The sequence below is a fragment of the Streptomyces sp. CMB-StM0423 genome (assembly GCF_002847285.1).
Classification (GTDB): domain Bacteria; phylum Actinomycetota; class Actinomycetes; order Streptomycetales; family Streptomycetaceae; genus Streptomyces.
In genome coordinates this window covers 4,541,801-4,567,310 of the sequence record NZ_CP025407.1, presented here as the reverse complement: position 1 = coordinate 4,567,310, position 25,510 = coordinate 4,541,801, and the positions used below count along the sequence as shown (strand labels likewise).

22 protein-coding genes are annotated in these 25,510 nt (G+C 73.2%); 11 read left to right on the top strand and 11 right to left on the bottom strand.

The window, feature by feature from the left end; translation table 11 throughout:
• The first annotated feature begins 99 nt into the window (after positions 1-99).
• From acs to CXR04_RS19920, 4 genes are all read left to right on the top strand, one after another.
• Positions 100-2,055 (top strand): acetate--CoA ligase, encoded by a 1,956-nt coding sequence (acs, locus tag CXR04_RS19935; protein ID WP_101423714.1) that lies wholly within the window; start codon positions 100-102, stop codon positions 2,053-2,055.
• 233 nt (positions 2,056-2,288) lie between these two features.
• Positions 2,289-3,686 (top strand): Na+/H+ antiporter NhaA, encoded by a 1,398-nt coding sequence (gene nhaA, locus CXR04_RS19930; protein ID WP_101423713.1) that lies wholly within the window; start codon positions 2,289-2,291, stop codon positions 3,684-3,686.
• Between the two features lie 29 nt (positions 3,687-3,715).
• Positions 3,716-4,291: a phage holin family protein gene (locus CXR04_RS19925; RefSeq protein ID WP_267898196.1), complete on the top strand. Its 576-nt coding sequence runs from the start codon at positions 3,716-3,718 to the stop codon at positions 4,289-4,291.
• A complete protein-coding gene (locus CXR04_RS19920) occupies positions 4,288-5,214 on the top strand; it encodes an alpha/beta fold hydrolase (RefSeq protein WP_101423712.1) in 927 nt (308 codons plus the stop codon). The genes CXR04_RS19925 and CXR04_RS19920 overlap by 4 nt, the downstream gene beginning before the upstream one ends.
• A gap of 425 nt (positions 5,215-5,639) precedes the next feature.
• Here CXR04_RS19920 and CXR04_RS19915 read toward each other — a convergent pair whose 3' ends face one another.
• From CXR04_RS19915 to nth, 3 genes are all read right to left on the bottom strand, one after another.
• Positions 5,640-6,839 carry a MarP family serine protease gene (locus tag CXR04_RS19915; protein WP_101423711.1) on the bottom strand — a complete coding sequence of 400 codons (1,200 nt, stop codon included), beginning with the start codon at positions 6,837-6,839 and terminating at the stop codon, positions 5,640-5,642.
• Between the two features lie 12 nt (positions 6,840-6,851).
• Positions 6,852-7,514: an NUDIX hydrolase gene (locus CXR04_RS19910; protein WP_101423710.1), complete on the bottom strand. Its 663-nt coding sequence runs from the start codon at positions 7,512-7,514 to the stop codon at positions 6,852-6,854.
• A gap of 326 nt (positions 7,515-7,840) precedes the next feature.
• Positions 7,841-8,671: an endonuclease III gene (nth, locus tag CXR04_RS19905; RefSeq protein ID WP_101423709.1), complete on the bottom strand. Its 831-nt coding sequence runs from the start codon at positions 8,669-8,671 to the stop codon at positions 7,841-7,843.
• 146 nt (positions 8,672-8,817) lie between these two features.
• On the opposite strand from nth, the gene CXR04_RS19900 reads away from it, so the two are divergent.
• From CXR04_RS19900 to CXR04_RS19890, 3 genes are all read left to right on the top strand, one after another.
• The gene (locus CXR04_RS19900; RefSeq protein WP_101426482.1) at positions 8,818-9,069 is read left to right on the top strand and encodes a hypothetical protein; all 252 of its coding nucleotides are present in this window, start codon (positions 8,818-8,820) and stop codon (positions 9,067-9,069) included.
• Positions 9,070-9,079: 10 nt separating this feature from the next.
• The gene (locus CXR04_RS19895; RefSeq protein WP_101423708.1) at positions 9,080-10,192 is read left to right on the top strand and encodes a flotillin family protein; all 1,113 of its coding nucleotides are present in this window, start codon (positions 9,080-9,082) and stop codon (positions 10,190-10,192) included.
• Between the two features lie 187 nt (positions 10,193-10,379).
• Entirely contained in the window at positions 10,380-11,348 is a 969-nt protein-coding gene (locus CXR04_RS19890; protein WP_234380342.1) for a zinc-binding dehydrogenase, read from the top strand.
• 15 nt (positions 11,349-11,363) lie between these two features.
• Here the strand turns inward: CXR04_RS19890 and CXR04_RS19885 are convergent, their stop codons facing one another.
• A complete protein-coding gene (locus CXR04_RS19885) occupies positions 11,364-12,893 on the bottom strand; it encodes an MFS transporter (RefSeq protein ID WP_101423706.1) in 1,530 nt (509 codons plus the stop codon).
• A 179-nt stretch (positions 12,894-13,072) separates the two neighbouring features.
• Positions 13,073-13,696 carry a TetR/AcrR family transcriptional regulator gene (locus CXR04_RS19880; RefSeq protein ID WP_101423705.1) on the bottom strand — a complete coding sequence of 208 codons (624 nt, stop codon included), beginning with the start codon at positions 13,694-13,696 and terminating at the stop codon, positions 13,073-13,075.
• A gap of 223 nt (positions 13,697-13,919) precedes the next feature.
• Here CXR04_RS19880 and CXR04_RS19875 point away from each other — a divergent pair, with 223 nt between their 5' ends.
• The 3 genes from CXR04_RS19875 to CXR04_RS19865 all read left to right on the top strand — a co-directional run bounded on the left by CXR04_RS19875 (position 13,920) and on the right by CXR04_RS19865 (position 19,829).
• Positions 13,920-15,122, top strand: coding sequence for a family 2 encapsulin nanocompartment cargo protein terpene cyclase (locus CXR04_RS19875; protein WP_101423704.1), 1,203 nt, complete (start codon positions 13,920-13,922; stop codon positions 15,120-15,122).
• Positions 15,123-15,307: 185 nt separating this feature from the next.
• The gene (locus CXR04_RS19870) at positions 15,308-16,162 is read left to right on the top strand and encodes a geranyl diphosphate 2-C-methyltransferase (protein WP_101423703.1); all 855 of its coding nucleotides are present in this window, start codon (positions 15,308-15,310) and stop codon (positions 16,160-16,162) included.
• A 178-nt stretch (positions 16,163-16,340) separates the two neighbouring features.
• The gene (locus CXR04_RS19865; RefSeq protein ID WP_234380341.1) at positions 16,341-19,829 is read left to right on the top strand and encodes an AfsR/SARP family transcriptional regulator; all 3,489 of its coding nucleotides are present in this window, start codon (positions 16,341-16,343) and stop codon (positions 19,827-19,829) included.
• Here CXR04_RS19865 and CXR04_RS19860 read toward each other — a convergent pair.
• Both CXR04_RS19860 and CXR04_RS19855 read right to left on the bottom strand, forming a co-directional pair.
• A complete protein-coding gene (locus tag CXR04_RS19860; RefSeq protein WP_101423701.1) occupies positions 19,826-20,647 on the bottom strand; it encodes an ABC transporter permease in 822 nt (273 codons plus the stop codon). The genes CXR04_RS19865 and CXR04_RS19860 overlap by 4 nt on opposite strands.
• On the bottom strand, positions 20,644-21,642 hold the full coding sequence (locus CXR04_RS19855) for an ATP-binding cassette domain-containing protein (RefSeq protein WP_101423700.1): 999 nt from the start codon (positions 21,640-21,642) through the stop codon (positions 20,644-20,646). The genes CXR04_RS19860 and CXR04_RS19855 overlap by 4 nt, the downstream gene beginning before the upstream one ends.
• 422 nt (positions 21,643-22,064) lie before the next feature.
• On the opposite strand from CXR04_RS19855, the gene CXR04_RS19850 reads away from it, so the two are divergent.
• A complete protein-coding gene (locus CXR04_RS19850) occupies positions 22,065-22,739 on the top strand; it encodes a Crp/Fnr family transcriptional regulator (RefSeq protein WP_018835840.1) in 675 nt (224 codons plus the stop codon).
• Positions 22,740-22,919: 180 nt separating this feature from the next.
• Here the strand turns inward: CXR04_RS19850 and CXR04_RS19845 are convergent, their stop codons facing one another.
• The 4 genes from CXR04_RS19845 to CXR04_RS34905 form a co-directional block, all read right to left on the bottom strand.
• Positions 22,920-23,753, bottom strand: coding sequence for an MBL fold metallo-hydrolase (locus tag CXR04_RS19845; RefSeq protein ID WP_101423699.1), 834 nt, complete (start codon positions 23,751-23,753; stop codon positions 22,920-22,922).
• Between the two features lie 34 nt (positions 23,754-23,787).
• On the bottom strand, positions 23,788-24,669 hold the full coding sequence (locus CXR04_RS19840; RefSeq protein WP_101423698.1) for an NUDIX hydrolase: 882 nt from the start codon (positions 24,667-24,669) through the stop codon (positions 23,788-23,790).
• A 169-nt stretch (positions 24,670-24,838) separates the two neighbouring features.
• Positions 24,839-25,306, bottom strand: coding sequence for a RidA family protein (locus tag CXR04_RS19835; protein WP_101423697.1), 468 nt, complete (start codon positions 25,304-25,306; stop codon positions 24,839-24,841).
• Entirely contained in the window at positions 25,306-25,461 is a 156-nt protein-coding gene (locus CXR04_RS34905; protein ID WP_123060262.1) for a DUF4177 domain-containing protein, read from the bottom strand. The genes CXR04_RS19835 and CXR04_RS34905 overlap by 1 nt, the downstream gene beginning before the upstream one ends.
• Positions 25,462-25,510: the final 49 nt, after the last annotated feature.

Sequence of the window (25,510 nt, the reverse complement as noted above, 5' to 3'; positions counted from 1 at the left end):
GGTCTAAACCATTTTATCCCCAGGCCCTTGTCACGCCCTCCCCACTCCTGATGAGCTAGGCCCGGGACTGAGGCGGACATCCTGGAAAAGGGAGATGGCGTGAGCAACGAAAGCCTGGCCAACCTGCTCAAGGAGGAGCGCCGGTTCGAGCCGCCAGCCGAGCTGGCCGCGCACGCGAACGTCACGGCGGAGGCGTACGAGCAGGCACGTGCGGACCGGCTGGGCTTCTGGGCGGAGCAGGCCCGGAGGCTCAGTTGGGCCACCGAGCCCACGAAGACGCTCGACTGGTCGAACCCGCCGTTCGCGAAGTGGTTCGAGGACGGCTCGCTCAACGTGGCGTACAACTGCGTGGACCGGCACGTCGAGGCCGGCCTCGGCGACCGCGTCGCGATCCACTTCGAGGGCGAGCCGGGCGACTCCCGCTCGATCACCTACGCGGAGTTGCAGCGGGACGTCGCCAAGGCGGCCAACGCACTGACGGAGCTGGGCGTGCAGACCGGCGACCGGGTCGCCATCTACATGCCGATGATCCCGGAGACCGTCGTCGCCATGCTGGCCTGCGCCCGCGTCGGCGCACCCCACTCGGTGGTCTTCGGCGGCTTCTCCGCCGACGCGCTCGCCACCCGGATCGCCGACGCGGACGCGCACGTGGTCATCACGGCCGACGGCGGGTACCGGCGCGGCAAGCCGACCGCGCTCAAGCCCGCGGTGGACGACGCGGTGGAGCGCAGCGACCGGGTGCGCAGCGTCCTGGTGGTCCGCCGTACGGGCCAGGACGTGGCCTGGACCGAGGGGCGCGACGTGTGGTGGCACGATGTCGTGGACCGGCAGGAGGACACGCACACCCCCGAGGCGTTCCCCGCGGAGCACCCGCTCTTCATCCTCTACACCTCGGGCACGACGGGTAAGCCCAAGGGCATCCTGCACACCACCGGTGGCTACCTCACCCAGGTGTCCTACACCCACCACGCCGTCTTCGACCTCAAGCCCGAGACCGACGTGTTCTGGTGCACGGCCGACGTCGGCTGGGTCACCGGCCACTCGTACATCGTGTACGGCCCGCTCTCCAACGGCGCCACCCAGGTGCTCTACGAGGGCACGCCCGACACCCCGCACCAGGGCCGCTGGTGGGAGGTCGTCCAGAAGTACAAGGTCTCGATCTTCTACACCGCGCCCACCGCGATCCGCGCCTGCATGAAGTGGGGCGACGCCATCCCGGCGAAGTTCGACCTGAGCAGCCTGCGGCTGCTCGGCTCGGTCGGCGAGCCGATCAACCCCGAGGCATGGATCTGGTACCGGGACCACATCGGCGCCGGCCGCACGCCGGTGGTGGACACCTGGTGGCAGACCGAGACGGGCGGCATCATGATCAGCCCGCTGCCCGGGGTGACGAGCACCAAGCCCGGCTCGGCGCAGGTGGCGCTGCCCGGCATCGCGGCCACCGTCGTGGACGACGAGGCGCGCGAGGTACCCGACGGCTCGGGCGGCTATCTGGTCCTCACGGAGCCGTGGCCGTCGATGCTGCGCACGATCTGGGGCGACGACCAGCGTTACAAGGACACGTACTGGTCCCGCTTCGAGGGGCGGTACTTCGCGGGTGACGGCGCGAAGAAGGACGACGACGGCGACATCTGGCTGCTGGGCCGGGTGGACGACGTCATGCTCGTCTCCGGGCACAACATCTCCACCACCGAGGTGGAGTCCGCCCTCGTCTCGCACCCGAAGGTCGCCGAGGCGGCCGTCGTCGGCGCCACCGACCCGCAGACCACGCAGGCCATCGTCGCCTTCGTGATCCTGCGCGGCGGCGCGGAGGAGGCGGACGGGCTGGTGGAGGAGCTGCGGGCGCACGTGGCGAAGGCTCTGGGCCCGATCGCCAAGCCCAAGCGGATCCTGCCGGTCGCGGAGCTGCCCAAGACCCGCTCGGGCAAGATCATGCGCCGGCTGCTGCGGGACGTCGCGGAGAACCGCGAGATGGGCGACGTCACGACGCTGACGGACACCACGGTCATGGACCTCATCCAGGCGAAGCTGCCGAGCGCGGCCTCGGAGGACTGAGACCGGGCCCGCGGTGAGCGGTGCCGGCGGCGGGGGACACCCCGCCGCCGGCGGCCCCGCCGCGCCGTATCTCCCTTTTGGCCCGTAATCTGACCCCTGGTTGATCGGCCGGTGCCGCCCTGTAGGGTGGCGGAGACACGTAAAGAGAGCGATAAAACCCTGAGGCGCGCCGGGAAGTCTGGTCGGCACACAGCACTCGTGTATCTGCCGTCCACCGCCCGGGAGGGCCCGTCGTGACCGAGCCCCAGCGCCCGCAGCAGTCCCAGTTCCTGCGCAGACCGTCCCTCAAAGAGAGCAAGTTCCTCACCGAGGCGCTGCGTACGGAGACCGTCGGCGGACTGATTCTGCTGGCCGCGGCCGTCATCGCCCTCGTCTTCGCGAACAGCGCGCTGAGCGGCACGTACGAGGACATCAAGGGCTTCACCTTCGGCCCCTCGGCACTCGACCTCCGCCTCGATCTCGCGCACTGGGCCAAGGACGGGCTGCTGACGATCTTCTTCTTCGTCGTCGGCGTCGAGCTCAAGCGCGAGCTGATCGACGGCGAGCTGAAGGACCCGCGGGCGGCTGCGCTGCCGATCGTCGCCGCACTCTGCGGCATGGCCGCCCCCGCCCTCTTCTACGTCGCCGTCAACGCCGGCCGCGGCGACCTCGGCGGCTGGGCGATCCCCACCGCCACCGACATCGCGTTCGCCCTCGCCGTGCTCGCGGTCATCGGCAGCAACCTCCCCTCCGCGCTGCGCGCCTTCCTGCTGACGCTGGCCGTCGTCGACGACCTCTTCGCGATCCTGATCATCGCGATCTTCTACACCTCCGGCATCAACCTCGTCGCCCTCGGTTTCGCCCTTGGCGGCCTCGTCCTCTTCTGGTTCCTCCAGCGTCGTGACGTACGCGGCTGGTACGTGTACCTGCCGCTGGCCCTGGTCATCTGGGCCCTCATGCACGCCAGCGGCGTGCATGCCACCATCGCGGGCGTCGCCATGGGCCTGATGCTGCGCGTCACCACCCGACCGGGCGAAGAGCGGTCGCCGGGCGAGCGCATCGAGCACCAGATGCGCCCGCTCTCCGCCGGGCTCGCCGTGCCCGTCTTCGCCTTCTTCGCCGCCGGCGTGGCCGTGAACGCCGACTCGCTGGGCGGCGTGTTCACCGATCCCGAGCCGCTGGGCGTCGTACTCGGCCTCGTCCTCGGCAAGGTCGTCGGCATCTCACTCGGCTCCTGGCTCGCCGCCCGCTTCACCCGGGCGGAGCTGAACCCGGCGCTGAGATGGCCCGACGTGTTCGCCGTCGCGACACTGGCCGGCATCGGCTTCACCGTCTCGCTGCTCATCAGCGAGCTTGCCTTCACCGACGACCCCGGCCTCGCCGAGGAGACCAAGGCCGCGGTGCTGACGGGCTCGTTCATCGCCGCCGTGCTCGCGTGCGTGATGCTCAAGATCCGCGACAATCGCTACAAGGCGATCGCCGAGGAGGACGAGCGCGACGAGGACATGGACGGCATCCCGGACATGTACCAGCAGGAGGATCCCGGGTACCACCTCCGGATGGCCGCGATCTACGAGGCAAAGGCCGCGGAACACCGGAGGCGTGCCGAAATGCGGCACCCGCCCGGCGAGCAGGGTGACCGTCGGGCATGATGTGACCTCAGGCGGCGAAGGGACGGACGATGAGCGCAGCCGGCAACGGTGCGGCAGGTAGCCGGACGGCCGCGGACGCGAGCACCACGGCGAAAGTCACGACGGCGAAGGCCGGCACGGCGAAGGACGGCGCGGGCCCGGAGCCCGGCGACGACGCCCACCTCGACACGCAGCAGAGCCTGGGGCAGCTCGTCTCGACCGCCACCACGAATCTGAGCGCGCTGCTCCACGACGAGATCGCCCTGCTCAAGGCCGAGACCCGGGAGGACATCAAGCGCGCGGGCGCGGGCGGCGCCGCCCTCGGCATCGCCGCCGTCCTCGTCCTCTTCGGCATCCCGGTGCTCAGCTTCGCCGCCGCGTACGGGCTGCACGCCCTGGGCCTCCACCTCGCCTGGTCGTTCCTCATCGTCTTCGGCGTCCACGTGCTCCTCGGCGCGCTCGCCGCCGTCTGGGGCATCGCCAAGATGCGCCAGATGCGCAAGCCCGAGCGCGCGATGAACTCCACCAAGGAGACCGCCACCGTCATCTCCGACTCCCTGCGCGGCCGAAGTCATCCGGCGGACCGACGCAAGCCGGCCGCGGGCGTGGCACGCTCGGAGTCATGACGGCACCGTCGCCAGTCGACCCGGCAGTCCACCTCGAAGGTCCCTGGACCCACAGGGACGTCGCGGCGAACGGCGCCCGCTTCCACATCGTGGAGATGGGCGAAGGGCCGCTGGTGCTGCTGCTGCACGGTTTCCCGCAGTTCTGGTGGACCTGGCGGCACCAACTGCCTGCGCTCGCCGAGGCCGGCTACCGCGCGGTGGCGATGGACCTGCGCGGCGTGGGCGGCAGCGACCGTACGCCCCGCGGCTACGACCCCGCGAACCTCGCCCTCGACGTCACCGGCGTGATCCGCTCGCTCGGCGAGCCGGACGCGGCGCTCGTCGGCCACGACCTCGGCGGCTATCTCGCCTGGACCGCGGCCGTGATGCGGCCCAAGCTGATCCGCCGGCTGACCGTCGCCTCGATGCCGCACCCGCGCCGCTGGCGCTCCGCGATGCTCACCGACCCGCGGCAGAGCGCCGCGGGCTCCTTCGTCTGGAGCGCCCAGCGCCCCTGGCTGCCCGAGCGGCAACTCGTCGCCGACGACGCCGCGTTGGTCGGCCGGCTGATCCGCGACTGGTCGGGGCCGCGGCAGCCGGACGACAAGGCGCTGCAGGTCTACCGGCGCGCGATGACCGTGCCCTCCACGGCGCACTGCTCGGTGGAGCCCTACCGCTGGCTCGTACGGTCGCTGGGGCGGCCCGACGGCATACAGTTCTACCGCCGGATGAAGCTGCCGGTGCGGGTGCCGGTGCTGCATGTGCACGGATCCCTCGATCCGGTGATGCGTACGCGCAGCGCGGCCGGATCCGTCGCGTACGTGGAAGCGCCCTACCGGTGGCGCCTTTTCGACGGTCTCGGGCACTTCCCGCACGAGGAGGACCCGGTCGCGTTCACGACCGAACTCGTCAACTGGCTACAGGATCCCGAGCCCGACCGCTGATCCCGCGCAGCTCACCGGCCGGTCCACCGCACTTACGGCACCCGCCGCCACCTCGGTGACCAGCACCCGGCGCAGCCGACGCTGGAACTGGACACGTCAATTGCACCCTGCATAGGCCGATGGGCCACGGAAAGGGCGATTACCGGCCGCCCGGCGGGGGGAGGATCCGGGGTATGGGTTGGACGCATGACTACAACGACGTAGGAACCCACCGCGCCACCACCCCGGACGCCAGACCGCTCCGGGGCGCCTCGGCGCATCGCGAAGTGGACCTCCGTCTGGGGATCCCGCACATTCTCCGCCGCCGGGCCCGCTGGATGAGCGCCCGGTTGCGGCGCGTGCACTGAGCAGCGCGTGCACTGAACGGCCCGCCGGGGCAGGTCCCGACGAGGATTCCGGGGGCTCAGCCCCCGGCTCCCCCGCGCTCACATGGCGCAACTGTCGCTGTCCACGCGCTGCGACGCCGAGCGCCCGCGCTCGATGTCGTCGCGGACCTCGTCGACCGTCAGCGCGTAGCCCGTGTCCTTGTCGTCCATGGACCTGGCGAAGATGACGCCCACGACGGCGCCCTCGGGAGTGAGCAGCGGACCGCCCGAGTTGCCCTGGCGGACGAGGGTGAAGAGGGACAGGACGTCGCGGTTGACGGTGCCGCGGCGGTAGATGTCCGGGCCGTTGGCCGTTATACGGTCGCGCACGCGCGCCGCCCGTACGTCGAAGCCGCCGTTCTCCGGGAAGCCGGCGACGATGGCGTCGTCGCCGCGGGTCGCGTCGTCCTGGTCGAACGGCAGCGCGGGGGCGTCCAGCCCGGGCACCTCCAGCACGGCGACGTCCCGCTCCCAGTCGTAGAGCACGACCTCGCCGTCGTAGAGCCGGCCCTCGCCGCCGATCTGCACGGTGGGCTCGTCGACGCCGCCGACGACGTGGGCGTTGGTCATCACGCGCTGCGGCGCGAAGACGAACCCGGTGCCCTCCAGCACCTTGCCGCAGGACTGCGCCGTGCCGACGACCTTGACGATGCTCTTCCGGGCCTGCTCGACCACCGGGCTGCTGACCAGCGCGGGGTCGGGCGCCGGCACGTTGGTGATCTGCTCGCTCTGGAACGGCGCGAAGACCTGCGGGAAGCGGTTCTCCGACAGCACGGAACTGAACTCGCCGAACCAGGTGTCGGCGCTCTTCGGCATCACCTCGGCCACGCCGTTGAGCACCTTCGACGCGCGCACCTCGCGGGCGACGGTCGGCAGCGTCGTCGACGCCAGCGCCGTGCCGAGCAGCCAGGCGACGAGGAGCAGCGCCACGACGTTGACCAGCGCGCCGCCGGTGGCGTCGAGGGAGCGGGCAGGCGACCAGGTGATGTACTGCCGCAGTTGGTTGCCGAGGTGGGTGGTGAGTCCCTGGCCCACCGAGGCCGCTATGAGGACGAGGACGATGGCGCCGAACGCCGCCGTCGGGCCGAGCGTGGCGCCGTCGGTCACCAAGTCCCAGATGACGGGCAGCAGATAGATGGCCAGCAGCCCGCCGCCGACGAAGCCGCACACGGACAGGACACCGACCACGAAGCCCTGGCGATAGCCGACCACGGCGAACCACACGGCGGCCGCCACCAGCAGGATGTCCAGCACGTTCACCCGGTCACCGTCTCATGCGTGCCAGTCCAGCGGCACCCGGCGGTCGCGATCCCACGGGCGCTCCCACCCGGCCAGGTGCAGGATGCGGTCGATGACGCCGGCGGTGAAACCCCAGACCAGCGCGGAGCAGACGAGGAACGCGGGGCCGAGGTGGCCGCGCGGATGGACGGCCATGGCGCGGTTCGCCGGGTCGGTGAGATCCGCCACGGTGACGCTGAACACCCGCGCCGTCTCGGCCGGATCGACGACGCCGACGGGGCTGGGCTCGCGCCACCAGCCGAGCACGGGCGAGACGACGAAGCCGCTGACGGGGATGTAGAGCCGGGGCAGCACGGAGAACACCTGCACGCCCGCCGGGTCGAGCCCCGTCTCCTCCTGCGCCTCGCGCAGCGCGGCGCGCAGCGGCCCTTCACCCGCGGGGTCGCCGTCCTCCGGGTCGAGGGAGCCGCCGGGGAAGGAGGGCTGGCCGGCGTGCGAGCGGAGGGAATGGGCGCGCTCGGTGAGGAGCAGTTCGGGGCCGTCCTCACCGTCGCCGAAGAGGACGAGCACGGCGGCGGGCCGGCCACCGTCGCCGTCGGGCGGGAGGAAGCGGCTCAGCTCTTCCGGCCGTACGGTACGGGCCGCGTCGGCGACCGGCGCCAGCCAGCCGGGCAGCCCGGCGTCGCTGACGGCCACGGGCGGCCGGGCCGCGGACGTACGGGACGCAGCCGCGGGCGTACGGGACGCGCGGGTACGGGACCCGGGCGTACCCGACCCGGGCGCGGGGGAGTCGGGCGCCTGGGATACGGGCGTTCGACCCACGGGCGTACAAGCGGAATCCGCGGCTTCGGCGGGCCCGTCCGCGGCGCTCGGGGCGCCGTGCGCGCCCCCGTCCGCTTCACCGCGCGCCTCACCCGCCGCCGCCCGCGCCGAAGCTCCGGGCGCCGCCTCGTCCGCCGTGCCGCGCGCCGCACCCGACGCCGCGCCGCCGCCCGGCCCGCCGGGCGTCCCGCGAGATCGCGTCATGCGGCTCCCAGCGGGGGCGCGGGCTTCCCGGGGTAGTCCGGCGGGGGCTTGAGGCGCTGCCCGGGCATGCCGCCCTTCTCGTACTTCAGCAGCTTCTGCGCCTTCTCCGGATCCGTCTCCCCCTCCCCGTACGCCGGGCAGAGCGGGGCGATGGGGCAGGCGCCGCAGGCGGGCTTGCGGGAATGGCAGATGCGCCGGCCGTGGAAGATCACGTAGTGCGAGAGCATCGTCCAGTCCTTCTTCGGGAAGAGGGACCCGACCTCCTGCTCGATCTTGTCGGGGTCGGTCTGCTCGGTCCACTTCCAGCGCCGCACCAGCCGTGCGAAGTGCGTGTCGACCGTGATACCGGGGACCCCGAAAGCGTTGCCGAGCACGACGAACGCCGTCTTGCGGCCCACGCCTGGCAGCTTGACCAGGTCCTTCAGATTGCCCGGGACCTCGCCGCCGAAGTCGTCCCGAAGGGCCTGCGAAAGACCCATGATCGACTTGGTCTTGGCGCGGAAGAACCCGGTGGGCCGGATCAGCTCCTCGACCTCCTCGGGGTTGGCCGCGGCCAGGTCCTCCGGCGTCGGGTACTTCGCGAAGAGGGCCGGCGTCGTCTGGTTCACCCGCAGGTCGGTGGTCTGCGCGGAGAGCACCGTGGCGATGAGCAACTGATACGGGTCCTCGAAGTCCAGCTCCGGGTGCGCGTACGGATACACCTCGGCCAGCTCGCGGTAGATCCGCCGCGCCTGCCGCACCAGCCCCGTCCGCGTCGGCGCCGGTTTCGCCTTGCGCACCACCGCGCGGCCCCCCGCCGCGGATGCCGCCTCGCCACTCTTCGCCATGGGGCCAGCCTACGGGCCCCGGCTGACACCGAAGCGCGAAACCGCTGGGCCCCCTCCCGGGGAGGCGAAACCAAGATTGAGCGACCGTCGTCGTGAGTAGGGTACGCATGAACGTCGCGAGCAGGGTGATGGAGGGGGATCCATCGATGGTGCCTGACGACGCCGTGATCGGCTGTCTGGGCGTTCTCGTCATCCCCACCCGCGGGTCCGCGGGCCCCGGCGAGGTGCTGGTGCGGGTCAGGGGTGGCACCGAGACCTTTCTCGCCCGGTCCGCCGAGCCGTTGCCGCAAGGGGCGGAGGTGCTCGTCACCGAGTACTGCGGCGGTCGCCAGGTCACCGTGATCGCGTGGGCCGATCCGTTGGACGAGCTGACCGGCGGCATCGGTCCCGTGGAGTGAGGAGGTAAGCATGTTCGGCTATCGCGTTCCGGCCCCCGACCAGGCCATGCTCGTGTCGGGCGGCAGGCGCCGGCGGGACGGCGCACCGTTCCGCGTCGTCGTCGGGCACGGCAGGTTCGTGTTACCGATCTTCCGCAAGACCCGCTTCCTGTCGCTGGCGATGCACGAGTCGGAGGTCGCCGAGTACTGCGTGACCAGGCAGGGCATCCCGCTGACCGTGCGGTCCGTGATCGCCTTCAAGGTCGGCAACGACATCGAGAGCATCGTCAACGCCGGGCAGCGCTTCCTCTCCGAGCAGAAGGAGATGTCGGTGCTGACCGGGCGGATCTTCGCCGGCCACCTGCGCGCCATCATCGGCTCGATGACGGTCGAGGAGATCGTCACGGAGCGGCAGAAGCTCGCCTCCGAGGTGGTGGAGACCTCCAAGAGCGAGATGGGCCGGATCGGCCTGATCGTCGACTCGTTCCAGATCCAGTCGATCGACGACGGCGACACCGGCTACATCAAGGCGATGTCGGCGCCCCATCAGGCGGCCATCCAGCGCGAGGCGAAGATCGCCGAGGCGCAGGCGGCGCAGAGGGCGTCCGAGGCGGAGCAGGAGTCCGCCCGGAAGCAGGCCGAGTACGCCAGGGAGACCGCCATGGTGCGGGCGCAGTACAAGGCCGAGGTCAGCCGGGTCGAGGCGGAGGCGGCGCAGGCCGGGCCGCTGGCCCAGGCGCACGCGCAGCAGGACGTGCTCGCCGCGCAGACCGAGCTGGCCGAGCGCGCGGCCCAGCTCCGCCAGCAGGAGTTGCAGGCGGAGGTGGTCAAGCCGGCCGAGGCGGAGGCCGAGCGGGTGCGGGTGCTGGCCCTCGCCGAGGCGGAACGGATGAAGATCCAGGCCGAGGCGGCGTCCTCGTACGACAGGGTGGCGCTGGACCAGCAGTTGATCGACCAGCTCCCGAAGATCGTCGAACGGGCCGCGGCCGGCCTCCAGGGCGCGAACATCAACGTGCTCAACGGGGCCGACGGGCTCGGCGAGCTCACGGCCGGCCTGGTCGGCCAGGGACTGGCCATCCTGGACTCGGTAAGGACCACCATGCCCCAGCAGCGGTCCCCGGAGGGCGAACGGCAGCACGACTAGGGCACATTGATCCGGCCTTCCCGGCCCCCTCCCCCGCCGGCGGGCGTCCCGTACGGCCGCCGGCAGGGGGAGGCCGGCTGCCGCACGGCAATCGCGGCGACTGGTGGCGGGCGTCGCTTGACCTGAACCTTCGTTGAACTTCTACGTTTGGCCGCGTCGAGTCGATCAAGACAGGAGCGTGGTCGCGGTGCGTGCGATCGAGGTACGGGAGTTCGGCGGGCCCGAGGTGCTGGTGCCGGCGGAGGTGCCCGAGCCGGTGGCCGGGACGGGGCAGGTCGTCGTGGGGCTGGAGGTGGCCGACGTCATCTACCTGGACACCCTGCTGCGCGGCGGCTGGGGCGGCGAGATCTTCCCGGTGCGACCGCCGTACGTGCCGGGCCAGGGCGGCGCGGGGACCGTGCTGGCCGTCGGGGAGGGGGTCGACACGGCGTGGACCGGGCGGCGCGTGGCCGCCCCGGCGTCCGCCGGGTACGCGGAGCAGGTCGTCGCCGAGGTGGCGGAGATCGCCGCCGTCCCCGACGCGCTCGGCACGGCCGAGGCGGCGGCGCTGCTGCACGACGGCACCACCGCCGTGCGCCTCGCCCGCGCCGGGCAGCCCCGGGAGGGCGAGACGGTGCTCGTGACGGCGGCGGCCGGCGGGGCGGGGTCGCTGGTGCTGCAACTGGCGCGCGACGCGGGGGCGCGCGTCATCGCGGCGGCGCGCGGCGAGCGCAAGCTCGCGCTCGCCCGCGAGCTGGGCGCGGAGCACGCCGTCGACTACTCCGAGGACGGCTGGCAGGACCGGGTCCGCGAGGCCGCCGGCGGGGACGGCGTCGACCTGGCCTTCGACGGCGCCGGGGGCGAGCTGGGCCGGGCGGCGTTCCGTACGGTGGCGCGGGGCGGCAGGTTCGTGACGTACGGGACGTCGGACGGCTGCTTCGCCGAGATCGACCCGCGCGCGGCCGCGGAGCGGGACGTACGGGTGACCAACCTCCTGGAGGGCGGCCCGCCGCCCGCCGCCGTCTCGCGGGCCGCGCTCGTCGAGGCCCTGGACCTCGCCGCCGCGGGCCGCATCAGGCCGGTGATCGGCGCGACCCACCCGCTCGCGCGCGCCGAGGACGCGCACGCCTCGCTCGCCCGGCGGGCGACGGTGGGCAAGTCGCTGCTCGTCGTGTGAGGGCGCGGGCGGGGCTCACATGTGGATCGTGGGTGCCCCGCCCTTCAGCTCCTTGGGCGCGCCCCGCCGGTACAGGAACAGGGTCACCAGGGCGCCGGCGGCGAAGAACCCCGCCGACCACCAGAACGCGGTGTGGTAACTCTCCAGCGCCGCCTGCGCCTTCACCGCCGGATCCCTCGGGTTGCGCCCGGCGACGTAGCTCGCGGCGGCGCTGGCGGAGACGGTGTTGAGCAGGGCGATGCCGATGGAGCCGCCGACCTGCTGCATGGCGTTGACCGTCGCGGAGGCCACGCCCGCGTCGTGCACGGAGACGCCCAGCGTGCCCAGGCTCATCGCCGTCGCCACGACCAGCCCCAGGCCGAAGCCCACCATCACGGTCATCGGCAGGATGTGCACCGCGTACGAACTGCTCAGGTCCAGCCTCGTCATCCACACCAGGCCGACCGCCGAGATCGCCATGCCCGGGGGCACCACCAGCCGCGGCCCGATGCGCGGTACGAGGAAGTTGGTGGCCAGTGTCGCGGCGATCACCAGGCCGCCGACCATCGGCAGAAAGGCGACGCCGGAGTCGATCGGCGTGTAGTCGAGACCCGTCTGCAGGAAGTACGTGAGGAACAGGAAGACGCCGAACATCCCGCCCGCGGAGATCAGCATGCCGAGGTAGGACGCGCCGCGGTTGCGGTCGGTGACGATGCGCGTGGGCAGCAGGGGGTGCCGGCTGCGGGTCGACCACCAGGCGAACACCGTGAGCAGCACGCCGCCGGCGATCAGCAGCCCCCAGGTCGCCGGCGCGCCCCAGTCCTGGTGCTCGGCGTTGGAGAAGCCGTAGACGACGCAGAACAGGCCGACGGTGACCAGGGCCGTGCCGGGCACGTCGAGCGTGACGCTCCGGTCCCGTGCCGTATGGGTCAGCAGCGCGGAGGCGAAGACGAAGGCGACGACGGCGAGGACCACGTTCACGTACAGCGTCCAGCGCCAGTCCAGGTACTCGGTGAGCACCCCGCCCAGCAGCAGGCCGATGGCGCCGCCCGCGCCGGACACGGCGCCGTAGACGCTGAACGCCTTCGCCCGCTCGCCCGGGTCGGTGAACGTCGTCGTCAGCAGCGACAGCGCGGACGGGGCGAGGAGCGCGCCGAAGGCGCCCTGGAGGGCGCGGGCGAGGATGAGCATGTCGAAGCTCACCGAGGCGCCGGCCACGGCGGACGCGGCGGCGAAGCCGACGAGACCGACCAGGAAGGTGACCTTGCGGCCGACGAGGTCGGCGATGCGGCCGCCGAGGAGCAGGAGGCTGCCGAAGGCCAGCGAGTACGCGGTGACGACCCACTGCCGGTCGCCGTTGGTGAAGCCGAGGTCGGACTGGGCGGACGGCAGGGCGATGTTCACGATGGTCACGTCGAGGACGACCATCAACTGGGCGAGGCCGAGGACGCCGAGGATCAGCCACCGGTGGCGGTGGGCGCGGTCGTCCTGGGGTGTGCCGGCGGCGGCGAGCGGGCCGGGTTCGCCGACGGGACCGCTGCCGGCTTCGGCGTCGGTACGGGACATGGCGGGCTCCGTGTGGGGGGTCGGATGCTCGGAGGACCGGATGCGGCTCGTACGGGTACGGCGTAGGGGTATGAGGCCGTCGGGGTACGGGCCCGGGCCCGGCGGCGCCGCCCGCGAGGCGGGCGCACGGTGGCCGGAGTGACCGGAGTGACCGGCGAGGGTGGTGAAGGGCGTACGGCTCAGGAGTGACGCAGCGCCGGCAGCACCACGAGGTCGACGAACCGGGCGAGATACGCGGAATCGGCGAACGTCCCGTCGATCAGCGGGCGTATGACGACCGCGCCGAACAGCAACTGCGGCAGGAACTCCGCCGCACCCGGCTGCCCCGGCAGCTCGCCGCGCGCCACCGCGCGGTCGAGCAGGCCGCACAGGTGCGTCACCTCGTAGTCCGCGAGGGACGCGTGCAGCGTCGCGGCCAGGTCCCCGTCGGTGAGCGCGGCGTGGTGTATCGCCGCGATCAGCGCCGTGTCCTTCTCGGCGGTGGTGGACAACTCTTCGACGAGGCTGATCAGATCACCGCGCAGGGAACCGGTGTCGACGGCGCCGGGGTCCACGGGCCGGTTGGCGATCATCGCGGCGACGACCATCTCCGCCTTGCTGTGCCACTGCCGGTACAGGGTCGCCTTGCTGCATCGCGCGCGGGTCGCGACGAGGTCCATCGACAGCGCCTCGTACCCCGACTCGCGCAGCACGCCCAGCACCGCTTCGAGCAGCTCACGCTCACGCTCGGGGGTCATGCGGGGCCGGCGGATCCGGGCGTCGGAGGTCTGGCCGGGGAGCTGGCCGACGGGTCTGCCGGGCATGACAGGCGATCCTTTTCGTACGGAACCGTTTCGTACCGCCCACGCTAGATCGCGACCGGGTGAAACGCAACCGTTTCACCCGTCGACTTCGCGAGGGGACCCCCAACCGGCCAATCCCCCTTTTATGCCTACTCTTTCGAGCGATTGCCGCACTCGGCACAGATGCCTAGCGTCGAAGTATGACGATCTCCTCGCCGGCCTCCGCGGAGGCCGGGTGCCGCGCATGACCGGAGCACCCGCAGAAGCACTCCGCGCCCTCCTCCCCCTCGGCCCCACCGGCCTCGGCACCGCCGCCGCGCACCCGCTCGCCGGGTACCTGCCGGGGGCCGTCCCGCCGCCTGAGGCGGAGCCCCCTGCCCGTACGAGGTCCGGACCCGAACCGGCACCGGCGGCCGAGCCCGATACCGACATCGGCTCGGCCGCGGGGCCGGAGACCGGCACCGCGCCCCCGGCCGGCGGCGGCGGCGAGCGCGGCGGCCTGCGGATCCCGCCGCTGTACTGCCCCGACGCCCTGCGCAACGACCCCGCGCTCGGCGAGGAGGTCAACGAGCGGCTGGTCGCGTGGGCGGAAGAGATCGGCATCTTCACCGGCCGCATCGAGCGCCTGCGCTCCCACCAGTTCGGCCGCCTCTTCATGCTCGCGCACCCCGACTGCGACGACCCCGACCGGCTGCTGGCCGCCGCCAAGTGCGGCCTGTCCGAGTGGTCCGTCGACGACCACTGGGTGGACGAGGGCGAGGACCCGGATCCCGCCCTGCTCGGCGAACGGATGGCGCTGGCGCACGCCGTCATCGACCCCGTACGGCTGCCCGCGCGCTACATGCCGCAGTTCGAGGAGACCGTCCAGCGCGAGCCGGTGCTGCGCGCGTTCCGCTCCGCCCTAGCGCACCTCTCGCGGTACGCGAGCCCCACCCAGGTCGCCCGGCTGCGGCACGAGTTGGCCGTCATGTTCGTCGGGTACGGCCAGGAGGCCGAGTGGCGCTCCTCGGCGCGCACCCCCGCGGTGTGGGAGTACCTGCTCCACCGCTACGAGAACGCGTTCTTCCCCTGCATGGTCCTCGTGGACCCCGTCAGCGGGTACGAGCTGCCGCCCGACGAGTTCGCCGACGCCCGGGTCCGCCGCACGTACCTCTACGCCGGCACCGCCAGCGTGCTCCTCAACGACCTGTACTCGATGGGAAAGGAAGACCCCACGGACACCAACCTGCCCAACCTGATCGCCGCCGAAGAAGGCTGCACCCTCCAGGAGGCCGTGGACCGGACGGCCCTGATCCACGACGAGCTGATGCACACCTACGAGATGGAGGCCGCGGCGCTGACCGCCGCCGGCTCCCCGCACCTCGGCCGCTTCCTGGCCGGAGTCTGGGCATGGATGGGCGGCTGCAAGGAGTGGCACGCCACCAGCGCGCGCTACCAGACCGCCTGACCTGCCGGGCCCACCCGCCCGCCGGTCCGGACCGCCGGGCCGGCCATGCCGAACCGGCCCGTCCATCCCCCCGACGCACCCGCAGGACCGCCTGACGGGCATACGCGTCCCGCATCCGCACGTACCCGACCACCACGCCTCAGCAGCTTCAGCACGCTCAGCACGCCCTCAGAAGGAGAACGACCATGGCGGCAGCCGCCGACACGAACGTCCTCAGCAGCCCGTACCAGCACTCCATCGCCGACTACTGGAACCGGGAGAAGGACCCGGTCAACCTCAAGCTCGGCGACGTCAGCGGCACGTACCACCACCACTACGGCATCGGCGAGGTCGACCAGTCCGTGCTGGCGGGCCCGGAGGAGACCAGGGAAGCGCGGATCATCGCGGAGATGCACCGCCTGGAGACCGCGCAGGCCACCCTCCTGCTGGACCACCTCGGCGAGCCCGACCCCGGCGCCCGGCTGCTGGACGCCGGCTCCGGCCGCGGCGGCACGAGCTTCATGGCGCACGAACGATTCGGCTGCCGCGTCGACGGCATCTCGATCTCGCAGTCGCAGGTCTCCTTCGCCAACGACCAGGTGCAGCGCCGCGGGCTGGGGAGCGCGGTGCGGTTCCACCTGAAGAACATGCTCGACACGGGCTTCGAGACGGGTGCGTTCCGCGGGATCTGGAACAACGAGAGCACGATGTACGTGGAGTTGGCGCAGCTCTTCAAGGAGCACGCGCGGCTGCTCTCGCGCGGCGGCCGGTACGTCACCATCACCGGCTGCTACAACGACGCCTACGGGCTGCCGTCCCGCGCCGTCAGCCAGATCAACGCGCACTACATCTGCAACGTCCACCCGCGGTCGACGTACTTCAAGGAGATGGTCGCGAACCGGCTGGTGCCCGCGCAGGTCATCGACCTGACCGAGGCGACGATCCCGTACTGGGAGCTGCGGGCCAAGTCCTCGGTGGCCACCGGGATCGAGGAGGCGTTCCTCACGGCGTACCGCAGCGGGAGCTTCCAGTACCTGCTTATCGCCGCGGATCGGGTCTGATCGGGTCCGAACGGCTCGCCCGGTGGGCGCCCGCGGCCGGCGGGCCCCACCGGGGCGGCCCGGCGCCGGTGGCCGCGTCCGCACCGGCGCGGGGTTCGGGGTTCGGGGTTCGGGGTTCGGTAAAGGGCCGGGCAAAAGGAGATCGGCCGCTCACGGGGTGCGTGAGAGGCTGGCGTACGTGCGCATTGGGGTGCTGGGTCCGCTGGAGGTGGCGGTCGGCGGGGTGCCGGTGGAGATCGCCGGCGGCCGGCTCCGCGCGCTGCTCGTACGGCTCGCGCTCGACCCCGGCCGGTACGTCGGCACCGCGCTGCTCGCCGACGGCCTCTGGGGCGACGACGCCCCCGCCGACCCCGGCAACGCGCTGCAGTCCCTCGTCTCCCGGCTGCGCCGGGCGCTCGGCCGGGCGGACGTCCTCGCGTACGGGCCCGCCGGCTACCGGCTCGCGCTGCCGCCGGAGGCGGTGGACGCCGTGCGCTTCGAGCGGCAGGCGCACGCCGGGCGCGAGGCGCTGGCGGCGGGCGACGCCGTAGCGGCGCGGAGGCTGCTGGAGGAGGCGCTGGCGCTGTGGCGCGGGCCCGCGCTCGCGGACGTGGCGTACGCGCCGTTCGCGGCGGCGCCCGCGCACCGGCTGGAGGAGCTGCGGCTGGAGGCCACCGAGGACCGCATCGAGGCGGGCCTCGCGGAGGCCGGCCCCGGCGGCGCTCGCCCCGGTGCCGCGGTCCCCGAGCTGGAGGCGCTGACGGTGGCGCACCCGCTGCGTGAGCGCCCGCGCGCGCTGCTGATGCGCGCGCTGTACGCGACGGGGCGGCAGCCGGAGGCGCTGGGGGCGTACGAGGTGTACCGCGCGCTGCTGGCGGAGGAGCTGGGCGCGGACCCGTCGGAGGCCCTGCGGGAGCTGCACGTGGCGGTGCTGCGAGGCGAGGTGCCGGGGTGGGGCGGCGGGGGTGACCCGTACGGTAAGGGGCCGGGCGGCGCAAGCGGTCCGTACGCGGGCGCCGCGGGTGATCCGTACGGCAGGAAGCCGGAAGGCGCAAGCGGCTCGTACGGTACGAGGCCCGGCGCCGCTACGAAGCCCGGCAGCGGCACCGGCCCCGGAACCCCCGACGACCCCCGGCCCCCGGTCCGTACCAACCTGCGCGCCGCCCTCACCAGCTTCGTCGGCCGCGACGGCGAACTGCGCCGCGTGCGCGCCCTCCTCGGCGATTCGCGGCTCGTCACCCTCACCGGCCCCGGCGGCGCCGGCAAGACCCGGCTCGCCACCACCGCCGCGGAAGCGCTCCTCGATGACTCCCCCGGCGGCGTGTGGCTCGTCGAACTCGCGCCCGTGACCGGCGGCGCCGACGTCCCGTTCGCCGTACTCGGCGCGCTCGGCCAGCGCGAGACCGCCGTGCTCGACAACCGCCACCTGCCCCCGCGCGACGTGCTCACCCGGCTCACCGACACCCTCGCCGCCACGGCCACCACCCTCGTACTCGACAACTGCGAGCACGTCGTCTCCGCCGCCGCCCACCTCGCCGACCACCTGCTGCGCCGCTGCCCCGAGCTGCGCGTGCTCGCCACCAGCCGCGAGCCGCTGGGCATCGACGGCGAGGCGCTGTGTCCCGTCCCGCCCCTGAGCCTGCCCCCGCAGGACGCCCACGACGGGCCGGCCGCCCGGGACGGGCAGGGCGAGCAGGCCACCGGCGCGGCCGTGCGGCTCTTCGCCGACCGCGCCCGCGCCGCCCGCCCCGACTTCGCCGTCGGGCCCGCCAACGCCGCCGCCGTCGCCGAGATCTGCCGCCGCCTCGACGGCCTGCCGCTGGCCATCGAACTGGCCGCCGCCCGGCTGCGTTCGCTGCCCGTCGAGCAGGTCGCCGCCCGCCTGGACGACCGGTTCCGGCTGCTGACCACCGGCAGCAGGACCGCACTGCCCCGGCACCGTACGCTCCAGGCCGTCGTCGCCTGGAGCTGGGAGCTGCTGGGCGAGGAGGAACGGCGGCTCGCGGAGTGGCTGTCGGCGTTTCCGGGCGGCGCGACGCCCGAGTCCGTCGCGGGCGTGTGCGGCATGGACGTCGTCACCGCCCTCGACCTGCTCGCGGCCCTCGCCGACAAGTCCCTGCTGCAGATCGCGGAGGCACCCCAGGGCGCGAAAGCCGAGCCGAGCGCCGGTCCGCGCTACCGCATGCTGGAGACCATCCGCGAGTTCGGCCGCGACCGCCTCGCCGAGGCCGGCGACCTCGACCGCGTACGGGCCGCGCACGCCGCGCACTTCCTCCGGCTCGCCGAGACCGCGGACCCGCACGTGCGCGGCCGCGAACAGCTCGGCTGGATCGCCCTGCTCGACGCCGAGCACGACAACCTCCTCGCGGCCCTGCGCTACGCCATCGACGCCGGGGACGCCGGCACCGCCGTCCGGCTGGTCGCCGCCCTCGGCATCTACTGGATGATCCTCGGCCACCACAGCGAGGCCGCCGACTGGCTCCGCCTCGCGCTCGCCGTTCCCGGCGAACTGCCCCTCGAACCGCACGCGGTCGCCCTCGGCTTCTACCTCATCAACTCCGCCACCAGCGGCGGCACCGATCCCGACCCGGCGGCCCTGGAGGAGCTGACGGCGCTGGCCGCGCGGGTCGATCCGATGGGCGGGCATCCCATGCTTGCCGTGCTGGAGCCGGGCATCGCGGTGTTCACGGACGACGACGAGCGCGGGCTCGCCGCGATCGACGAGCGGCTGGGGCACCCGGACCCGTGGGCGCGGGGGCTGCTGCGGATGATCCGGGCGGCGTTCCGGGAGAACCGGGGGTACGCGCCGGGTCTTGAGGAGGACCTGGAGGCGGCCGCGGCGGAGTTCCGGGAGGTCGGCGACCGGTGGGGGCTGGCGATGGCGCTGCACCAACTCGGCGAGTACCGGGCGCTGCTGGGGGACGCGGAGCGGGCGCGGGCGGGGTTCGAGGAAGCGCTGCGGCTGATGGGCGAGGTGCACGCCGAGGACGACGTAGGGCAGTTGCGCACCCGGCTCGCGCAGCTCGAAGCTGCGCAGGGGCGTACGGAGCAGGCGCGCGCGGAGTTGCACCGCGTGTTGCGTGCGGCGGTGCGCGAGGGGCGCTCGCACGTCGCGGCGCTGTGCCGGGACGTCCTGGGCGATCTCGCGCGCTGGGCAGGCGAGGCGGACGAGGCGGCGCGGTGGTACGGGGAGGCGCTGGCGACGCTGCGGCGGGGCGGCGTGGCGGTGCCGCAGATCGAGGCGATCGTACGGACGGGGCGGGCGCTGCTGGCGTGCGTACGGGGTGACGTGGCCGGTGCGCGTACTGAGCTGGCGACGGGGCTCGGCGTGGCGGTCGGGGTGAAGGACATGCCGGTGGTGGCGATGGTCGGGGTCGGCGTGGCGACGCTGGCGGCGGAGTACGCGGAGCAGGCGGACGCGGAGCAGGCGGACGCGGGGCACGCCGGGGCGGAGTTCGCCCGCGCCGCCGGGCTGCTCGGCGCCGCAGACTCCGTCCGCGGGGTCGGCGACGTCGCGCTGCCGGACGCCGCGGACCTCGCCGCCCGGCTGCGCCGCGCGCTCGGCGCGGAGTTCGGGCCGGCCCGGGCCCGCGGCGCCGCCCTCAAGCAGGGCGACGCCATCGAACTGCTCCGCGCGTACCTGGCCGGCACCCCGGACCCCACCGGGGAACCGGTGGCCGAAGACTAGGTCCGCCGCAGATAGGCCCGTACCGCCAACGGGAAGAACACCGCGAACACCCCCGCGCTCCACAGCACCGACTCCAGCACCGGCCCCGCGACCGGCCCCTCGACCATCAGCCCCCGCGCGGCCTCCATCACGCCCGTCACCGGGTTCACGTCGACCCACGTCTCCAGCCAGCCGGGCAGGGTGTCAGTGGGCACCAATACGTTGGTGCCGAAGGTCAGCGGGAACATCGCCATGAAGCCCACGCCCTGCACCGCCCCCGGCTCCCGTACCAGCATCCCGATCAGCACGAACAGCCACGAGAGGCAGAACGCGAAGAACATCACCAGCAGACAGGCCGCCAGGGCCGGCAGCAGTCCGGTCCCGACCCGGAAGCCCACGGCGTAGCCGAAGCCGAGTTGCACCACGATCAGGATGACGAACCGGATCAGGTCGCCGAGCACCGAGCCGATCAGCGGCGCGGAGCGGGCGATGGGCATGCTCCGGAAGCGGTCGAAGACGCCTTTCTTGATGTCGTCGTTGAGGTTGATGCCGGTCTGGACCGAGGCGAAGGCCGTGTTCATGACCATCAACGCCGGCAGCAGGGTCTGCAGATACGCGTGCGTCGAACCGGCGACCGCACCGCCCAGCAGGTACAGGAACATGACGAGGAAGAGGATCGGCTGCAGCGTCACGTCGATCAGTTGCTCGGGCGTGCGCCTGGTCTTGACCAGGCTGCGGCCGGCGAGCGCGACGCTGTGCCGTACGAGCGCGAAGGGACGCGCGGCGCCCTCGCGGCGGGACGGCACGGCGGTCCGCTCGGGGGCGGTGAGCGTGGTCATCGGACGGCCTCCTCGGTCTTCGCGGTACGGGCCGCGCCCGCGGTGCCGGATCCGGCCGGGACCGCCGTGCCGTGGCCGGTGAGGGTGAAGAACACGTCGTCCAGGTCGGGCAGCCGCAGCGACAGCTCGGCCACCGCGATCCCGGCCTCGTCGAGGCGGCGGACGGCCGCCGTGAGCATGCCGTCGTCGGCGACGGGGACGGTCAGCGTGCCGCGCGTCGGCGACTCCGGCTGCGTGCCGGCCACCGCCGCGAGGATCCCGGCCGAGTCCAGCAGCCGCGCCGGGTCCAGCGGGCGCAGGTCGAGGTGGCGGCCGCCGACGCGCTGCTTCAGCTCGGCCGGGGTGCCGTGGGCGATGACCCGGCCGTGGTCGATGACGGAGATCTCGTCGGCGAGCGCGTCGGCCTCCTCCAGGTACTGGGTGGTGAGCAGCACGGTCACGCCGTCCCCGACGAGCGAGCGGACGATGCGCCAGACGTCCTCGCGACGCACGGGGTCCAGGCCGGTCGTCGGCTCGTCGAGGTAGATGACGTCGGGCCGGCCGACGAGGGAGGCGGCGAGGTCGAGGCGGCGGCGCATGCCGCCGGAGTACGTCCGCACGGGGCGGCCGGCGGCCCCGGCCAGCTCGAAGTGCGCCAGCAGCTCGCGGGCGCGGGCCCGGGCGGCGGCGGTGCGCATGTCGAGGAGCCGCCCGATGAGCACGAGGTTCTCGGTGCCGGTCAGGTCCTCGTCCACGGAGGCGTACTGGCCGGTCAGCCCGATGAGCCGGCGCACCTCGCCGGCGTCGCGGACGACGTCGAGGCCGCCGACGGCCGCCGTGCCCTCGTCGGGGCGGAGGAGGGTGGCAAGGATGCGTACGGCGGTGGTCTTGCCGGCGCCGTTGGGGCCGAGGACGCCGAGGACGGTGCCCTGCCGGGCCGCCAGGTCGATGCCGGCCAGCGCGGTGGTCGCGCCGAACCGTTTGACCAGGCCCTCGGCCCTGAATGCGTAGGTCATGCGGGTGTCTCCTTCTCGGTCTGCGGGAAGGAGCGTGCCGAGGACCGCTGGCACGGCGCGCACAGGACACTGTCATGGCGGCGCTATGTCCGGTTTATCGGATTGCAGGAGGTGCGTTCGCTGAGAGCGGAATAGGGCCGTACGGGTCAACCCACGCGTCACGCACGACGGCGCCCCGACCGGCTCGTTGAGCGCCCGCCCGGGCCTCCGCACGCAACCACGCGCCCCCGCGCAACCCCCCGAGCGCCCGCTTCTGAGCACCGGAAAAGTGCCGCCAATCGGACCCCTGGGCTACGGTTCACGCTGCGGTACGTCAAACTTGTGACTGATCGCACTGTTTTACTGTCCGGCATCATGGAAAGCGACGGGCCGACCGAGCAACGGCCCGCGGTCGCCCGGGCACCCCGACAAGGAGAGAACTCGTGGACGACGTTCTGCGGCGCGCGCCCCTCTTCGCCGCGCTCGACGACGAGCAGGCTGCGGAGCTGCGTGCCTCCATGACCGAGGCGACGCTGTCGCGCGGTGACGCGCTCTTCCACGAGGGCGAGCCCGGCGACCGGCTGTACGTCGTCACCGAGGGCAAGGTGAAGCTCCACCGCACCTCCCCCGACGGTCGCGAGAACATGCTGGCCGTGCTCGGCCCCGGCGAGCTGATCGGCGAGCTGTCCCTGTTCGACCCGGGTCCGCGCACGGCCACCGCCTCCGCGCTGACCGAGGTCAAGCTGCTCGGCCTCGGCCACGGCGATCTCCAGCCCTGGCTGAACGCCCGCCCCGAGGTCGCCTCCGCGCTGCTGCGGGCGGTCGCCCGCCGGCTGCGGCGCACCAACGACCAGATGTCCGACCTGGTCTTCTCCGACGTCCCTGGCCGCGTCGCCCGCGCCCTGCTGGACCTCTCGCGGCGCTTCGGCGTACCGGGGGACGAGGGCATCCACGTCGTGCACGACCTGACGCAGGAGGAGCTGGCCCAGCTCGTCGGCGCCTCCCGGGAGACGGTCAACAAGGCGCTGGCGGACTTCGCCAGCCGCGGCTGGCTGCGCCTGGAGGCGCGGGCCGTGATCCTGCTGGACGTGGAGCGCCTGGCGAAGCGCTCGCGCTGACCCCGAACCGGCGCCGCTTCACGGACCTCGCCGCGCCCCGGAAGGGCGGCACGGACCTGGCCACAGCACGGCCGCCGCCCTCCCCACGGTCGCCACCACGGCACGGCCGCCACGGCTTCACGGCGCCGCCACGGCACCGACGTGACTTCGCCACGCACATGACCGGGCCGGTGGGCCCGGCTACGTGATCAGGCCGTGCTCCTTCAGATACTCGAGCTGGGCCCGCACCGACAGCTCCGCCGCGGGCCACAGCGTCCGGTCCACGTCCGCGTACACGTGCGCCACCACGTCCGCCGCCGTGCGGTGCCCGTTCTCGACCGCCGTCTCGACCTGCGCCAGCCGCGTCGCGCGGTGGGCCAGGTAGTACTCCACCGCGCCCTGGGCGTCCTCCAGCACCGGCCCGTGGCCCGGCAGCACCGTCGAGACGCCGTCGTCCACGGTCAGGGACTGCAGCCGGCGCAGCGAGTCGAGATAGTCGCCGAGCCGGCCGTCCGGATGGGCGACCATCGTCGTGCCGCGGCCGAGGATCGTGTCGCCGGTGAGCACGGCGTCGTCGGCCGGCAGGTGGAAGCAGAGCGAGTCCGCCGTGTGCCCCGGCGTGGGCACGACCCGCAGCTCCAGCCCGCCGACGGATATCACGTTCCCCGCCGCCAGCCCCTCGTCGCCGAGGCGCAGCGCCGGGTCCAGGGCCCGCACCCTTGTCCCGGTCAGCTCCGCGAAGCGGGCCGCGCCCGCGGCGTGGTCCGCGTGCCCATGGGTGAGCAGCGTGAGCGCCACCCGCAGGCCCGCCCGGTCCGCGGTGTCCACGACGGCCGCCAGATGGTCCTCGTCCAGCGGCCCGGGGTCGATCACCACGGCCCGCGCGGAGTCCGGCTCGGCGACGATCCACGTGTTCGTACCGTCGAGGGTCATGGGCGAGGCGTTGGGCGCCAGCACGCACGTCGCACGGGCGGTGGCCGGCCCGCTGAGCACCCCGCCCCGCGGCTGCCCCGGCAGCGCCCCCGCGTCCGTCACACGACCACCCCCGCCGTCCCCGGCGCCGCCGCCCTCATGACGGCAGCCTCCGCGTGAACTCTTCGTGCCCCGGGGCGCTCAGCACGACGTCGTCCCCCTCCATCCGGGCCTTCACCAGCACCGCCGACAGATCCCGCTCCCCGGCCGCGCCCAGCGCCTCGGCCGCCGACCCGTACTCCCGCAGCCCGCGCAGCATCGAGATCGTCGGCGGCAGCATCACCAGCTCGCCCCGCTCGTACCCCTCGGCCGCCTCGGCGGGCCTGACCCACTCCGCGCGGTCGGCCTCCGTCGAGGCGTTCCGTGTGCGCTGGCCCTCCGGGAGGGCGGCGACGAAGAACCACGTGTCATACCGCCGGGTCTCGAACTCGGGGGTTATCCAGCGCGCCCAGGCGCCGAGCAGATCGGTCCGTACGACCAGTCCGCGGCGGGCCAGGAAGTCGGCGAAGCCCAGCTCGCGGGCGACCAGCGCCGCGCGGTCCGCCTCCCAGTCCGCCCCCGTGGTGTCCGCCACGACCTCCGCCGCCGAGGCCCCGGCCAGCAGCACCCCGGCCTCCTCGAACGTCTCCCGCACCGCCGCGCAGACCACCGCCTGCGCCTCCGGCTCGGCCACCCCCAGCCGGGCCGCCCACTGCGCCGGAGACGGCCCGGCCCAGGCCGCCGCGTCCAGCGGGCGCTCGTCGCGCGGATCGACGCCGCCGCCCGGATAGGCGTACGCACCCGCGGCGAAGGGCATGGAGGTCTTTCTCCGCAGCATGTACACCCACGGGCCTTCGGGGGCCGTACCGCGGAGCAGCAGCACCGTCGCGGCGCGGCGCGGCGTGACGGGCGTCAGCTCGCCGCGGGCGAGCGCGCGGATGCGCTCGGCGGGCGGTATCCACCGGGGCTGCGCTCCGGTCGCGGCGTTCGCGGCGTTCATTTCGGACATGACCGGGAGCCTACGGGCTGCCGCGGCCATGTTCGAGTGGGCAACCCCAGCCTGTGGACAACTGCCGGTATGTGGATAACTCCGGCCCGCCGGCCCCCGTACCCGCCCGGAAGAGCGCCCCGGAAGAGCGCCCCGGACGAGCGCCCGGGGCGACAGCCCCCTACCCGGCCAGCTCCGCCTGGAACTCGATCTCCACCGGTGCGTCCAGCGGCAGCACCGCCACCCCCACCGCGCTCCGCGCGTGCACTCCGGCCTCGCCCAGCACCTCGCCCAGCAGTTCGCTCGCCCCGTTGATCACACCCGGCTGCGCCGTGAAGTCCGGCGCCGACGCGACGAAGCCGACGACCTTCACCACCCGTACGACCCGGTCGAGGTCACCGGCGACCGACTTGATCGCCGCGAGCCCGTTCAGCGCACACCGCGCGGCCAGCTCCCTGGCCTCCTCCGGCGTGACCTCGGCCCCGACCTTCCCGGTCAGCGGCAGCGTGCCGTCGACCATCGGGAGCTGCCCGGCCGTGAACACGTACGGCCCGCTGCGCACCGCGGGCACGTACGACGCCAGCGGCGGCACCACCTCGGGCAGGCTGAGCCCCAGCTCCGCGAGCTTCCCCTCGACCCGCCCCGCCATCAGCTCTTTTCCCGCTTCAGATACGCCACGAGCTGCTCGGAGTTCGGCCCGGGCACGACCTGGACCAGCTCCCAGCCGTCCTCGCCCCACTGGTCCAGGATCTGCTTGGTGGCGTGTACGAGCAGCGGCACGGTCGCGTATTCCCACTTCGTCATGGGCCAGACTTTAGCCCGCCCCGACTGGCCCCCGCTTGGGGCCGTCGGG

What these genes read in the sequence shown, in the direction of transcription:
- CXR04_RS19880 (WP_101423705.1), bottom strand. Translation starts at nt 13,696, where the DNA reads ATGCCCGGCAGACCCGTCGGCCAGCTCCCCGGCCAGACCTCCGACGCC.
- CXR04_RS19870 (WP_101423703.1), top strand. Translation starts at nt 15,308, where the DNA reads ATGGCGGCAGCCGCCGACACGAACGTCCTCAGCAGCCCGTACCAGCAC.
- CXR04_RS19900 (WP_101426482.1), top strand. Translation starts at nt 8,818, where the DNA reads ATGGTGCCTGACGACGCCGTGATCGGCTGTCTGGGCGTTCTCGTCATC.
- CXR04_RS19855 (WP_101423700.1), bottom strand. Translation starts at nt 21,642, where the DNA reads ATGACCTACGCATTCAGGGCCGAGGGCCTGGTCAAACGGTTCGGCGCG.
- CXR04_RS19835 (WP_101423697.1), bottom strand. Translation starts at nt 25,306, where the DNA reads ATGGCGGGGCGGGTCGAGGGGAAGCTCGCGGAGCTGGGGCTCAGCCTG.
- CXR04_RS19920 (WP_101423712.1), top strand. Translation starts at nt 4,288, where the DNA reads ATGACGGCACCGTCGCCAGTCGACCCGGCAGTCCACCTCGAAGGTCCC.
- CXR04_RS19840 (WP_101423698.1), bottom strand. Translation starts at nt 24,669, where the DNA reads ATGAACGCCGCGAACGCCGCGACCGGAGCGCAGCCCCGGTGGATACCG.
- CXR04_RS19860 (WP_101423701.1), bottom strand. Translation starts at nt 20,647, where the DNA reads ATGACCACGCTCACCGCCCCCGAGCGGACCGCCGTGCCGTCCCGCCGC.
- CXR04_RS19885 (WP_101423706.1), bottom strand. Translation starts at nt 12,893, where the DNA reads ATGTCCCGTACCGACGCCGAAGCCGGCAGCGGTCCCGTCGGCGAACCC.
- CXR04_RS34905 (WP_123060262.1), bottom strand. Translation starts at nt 25,461, where the DNA reads ATGACGAAGTGGGAATACGCGACCGTGCCGCTGCTCGTACACGCCACC.
- nth (WP_101423709.1), bottom strand. Translation starts at nt 8,671, where the DNA reads ATGGCGAAGAGTGGCGAGGCGGCATCCGCGGCGGGGGGCCGCGCGGTG.
- CXR04_RS19875 (WP_101423704.1), top strand. Translation starts at nt 13,920, where the DNA reads ATGACCGGAGCACCCGCAGAAGCACTCCGCGCCCTCCTCCCCCTCGGC.
- CXR04_RS19925 (WP_267898196.1), top strand. Translation starts at nt 3,716, where the DNA reads ATGAGCGCAGCCGGCAACGGTGCGGCAGGTAGCCGGACGGCCGCGGAC.
- CXR04_RS19895 (WP_101423708.1), top strand. Translation starts at nt 9,080, where the DNA reads ATGTTCGGCTATCGCGTTCCGGCCCCCGACCAGGCCATGCTCGTGTCG.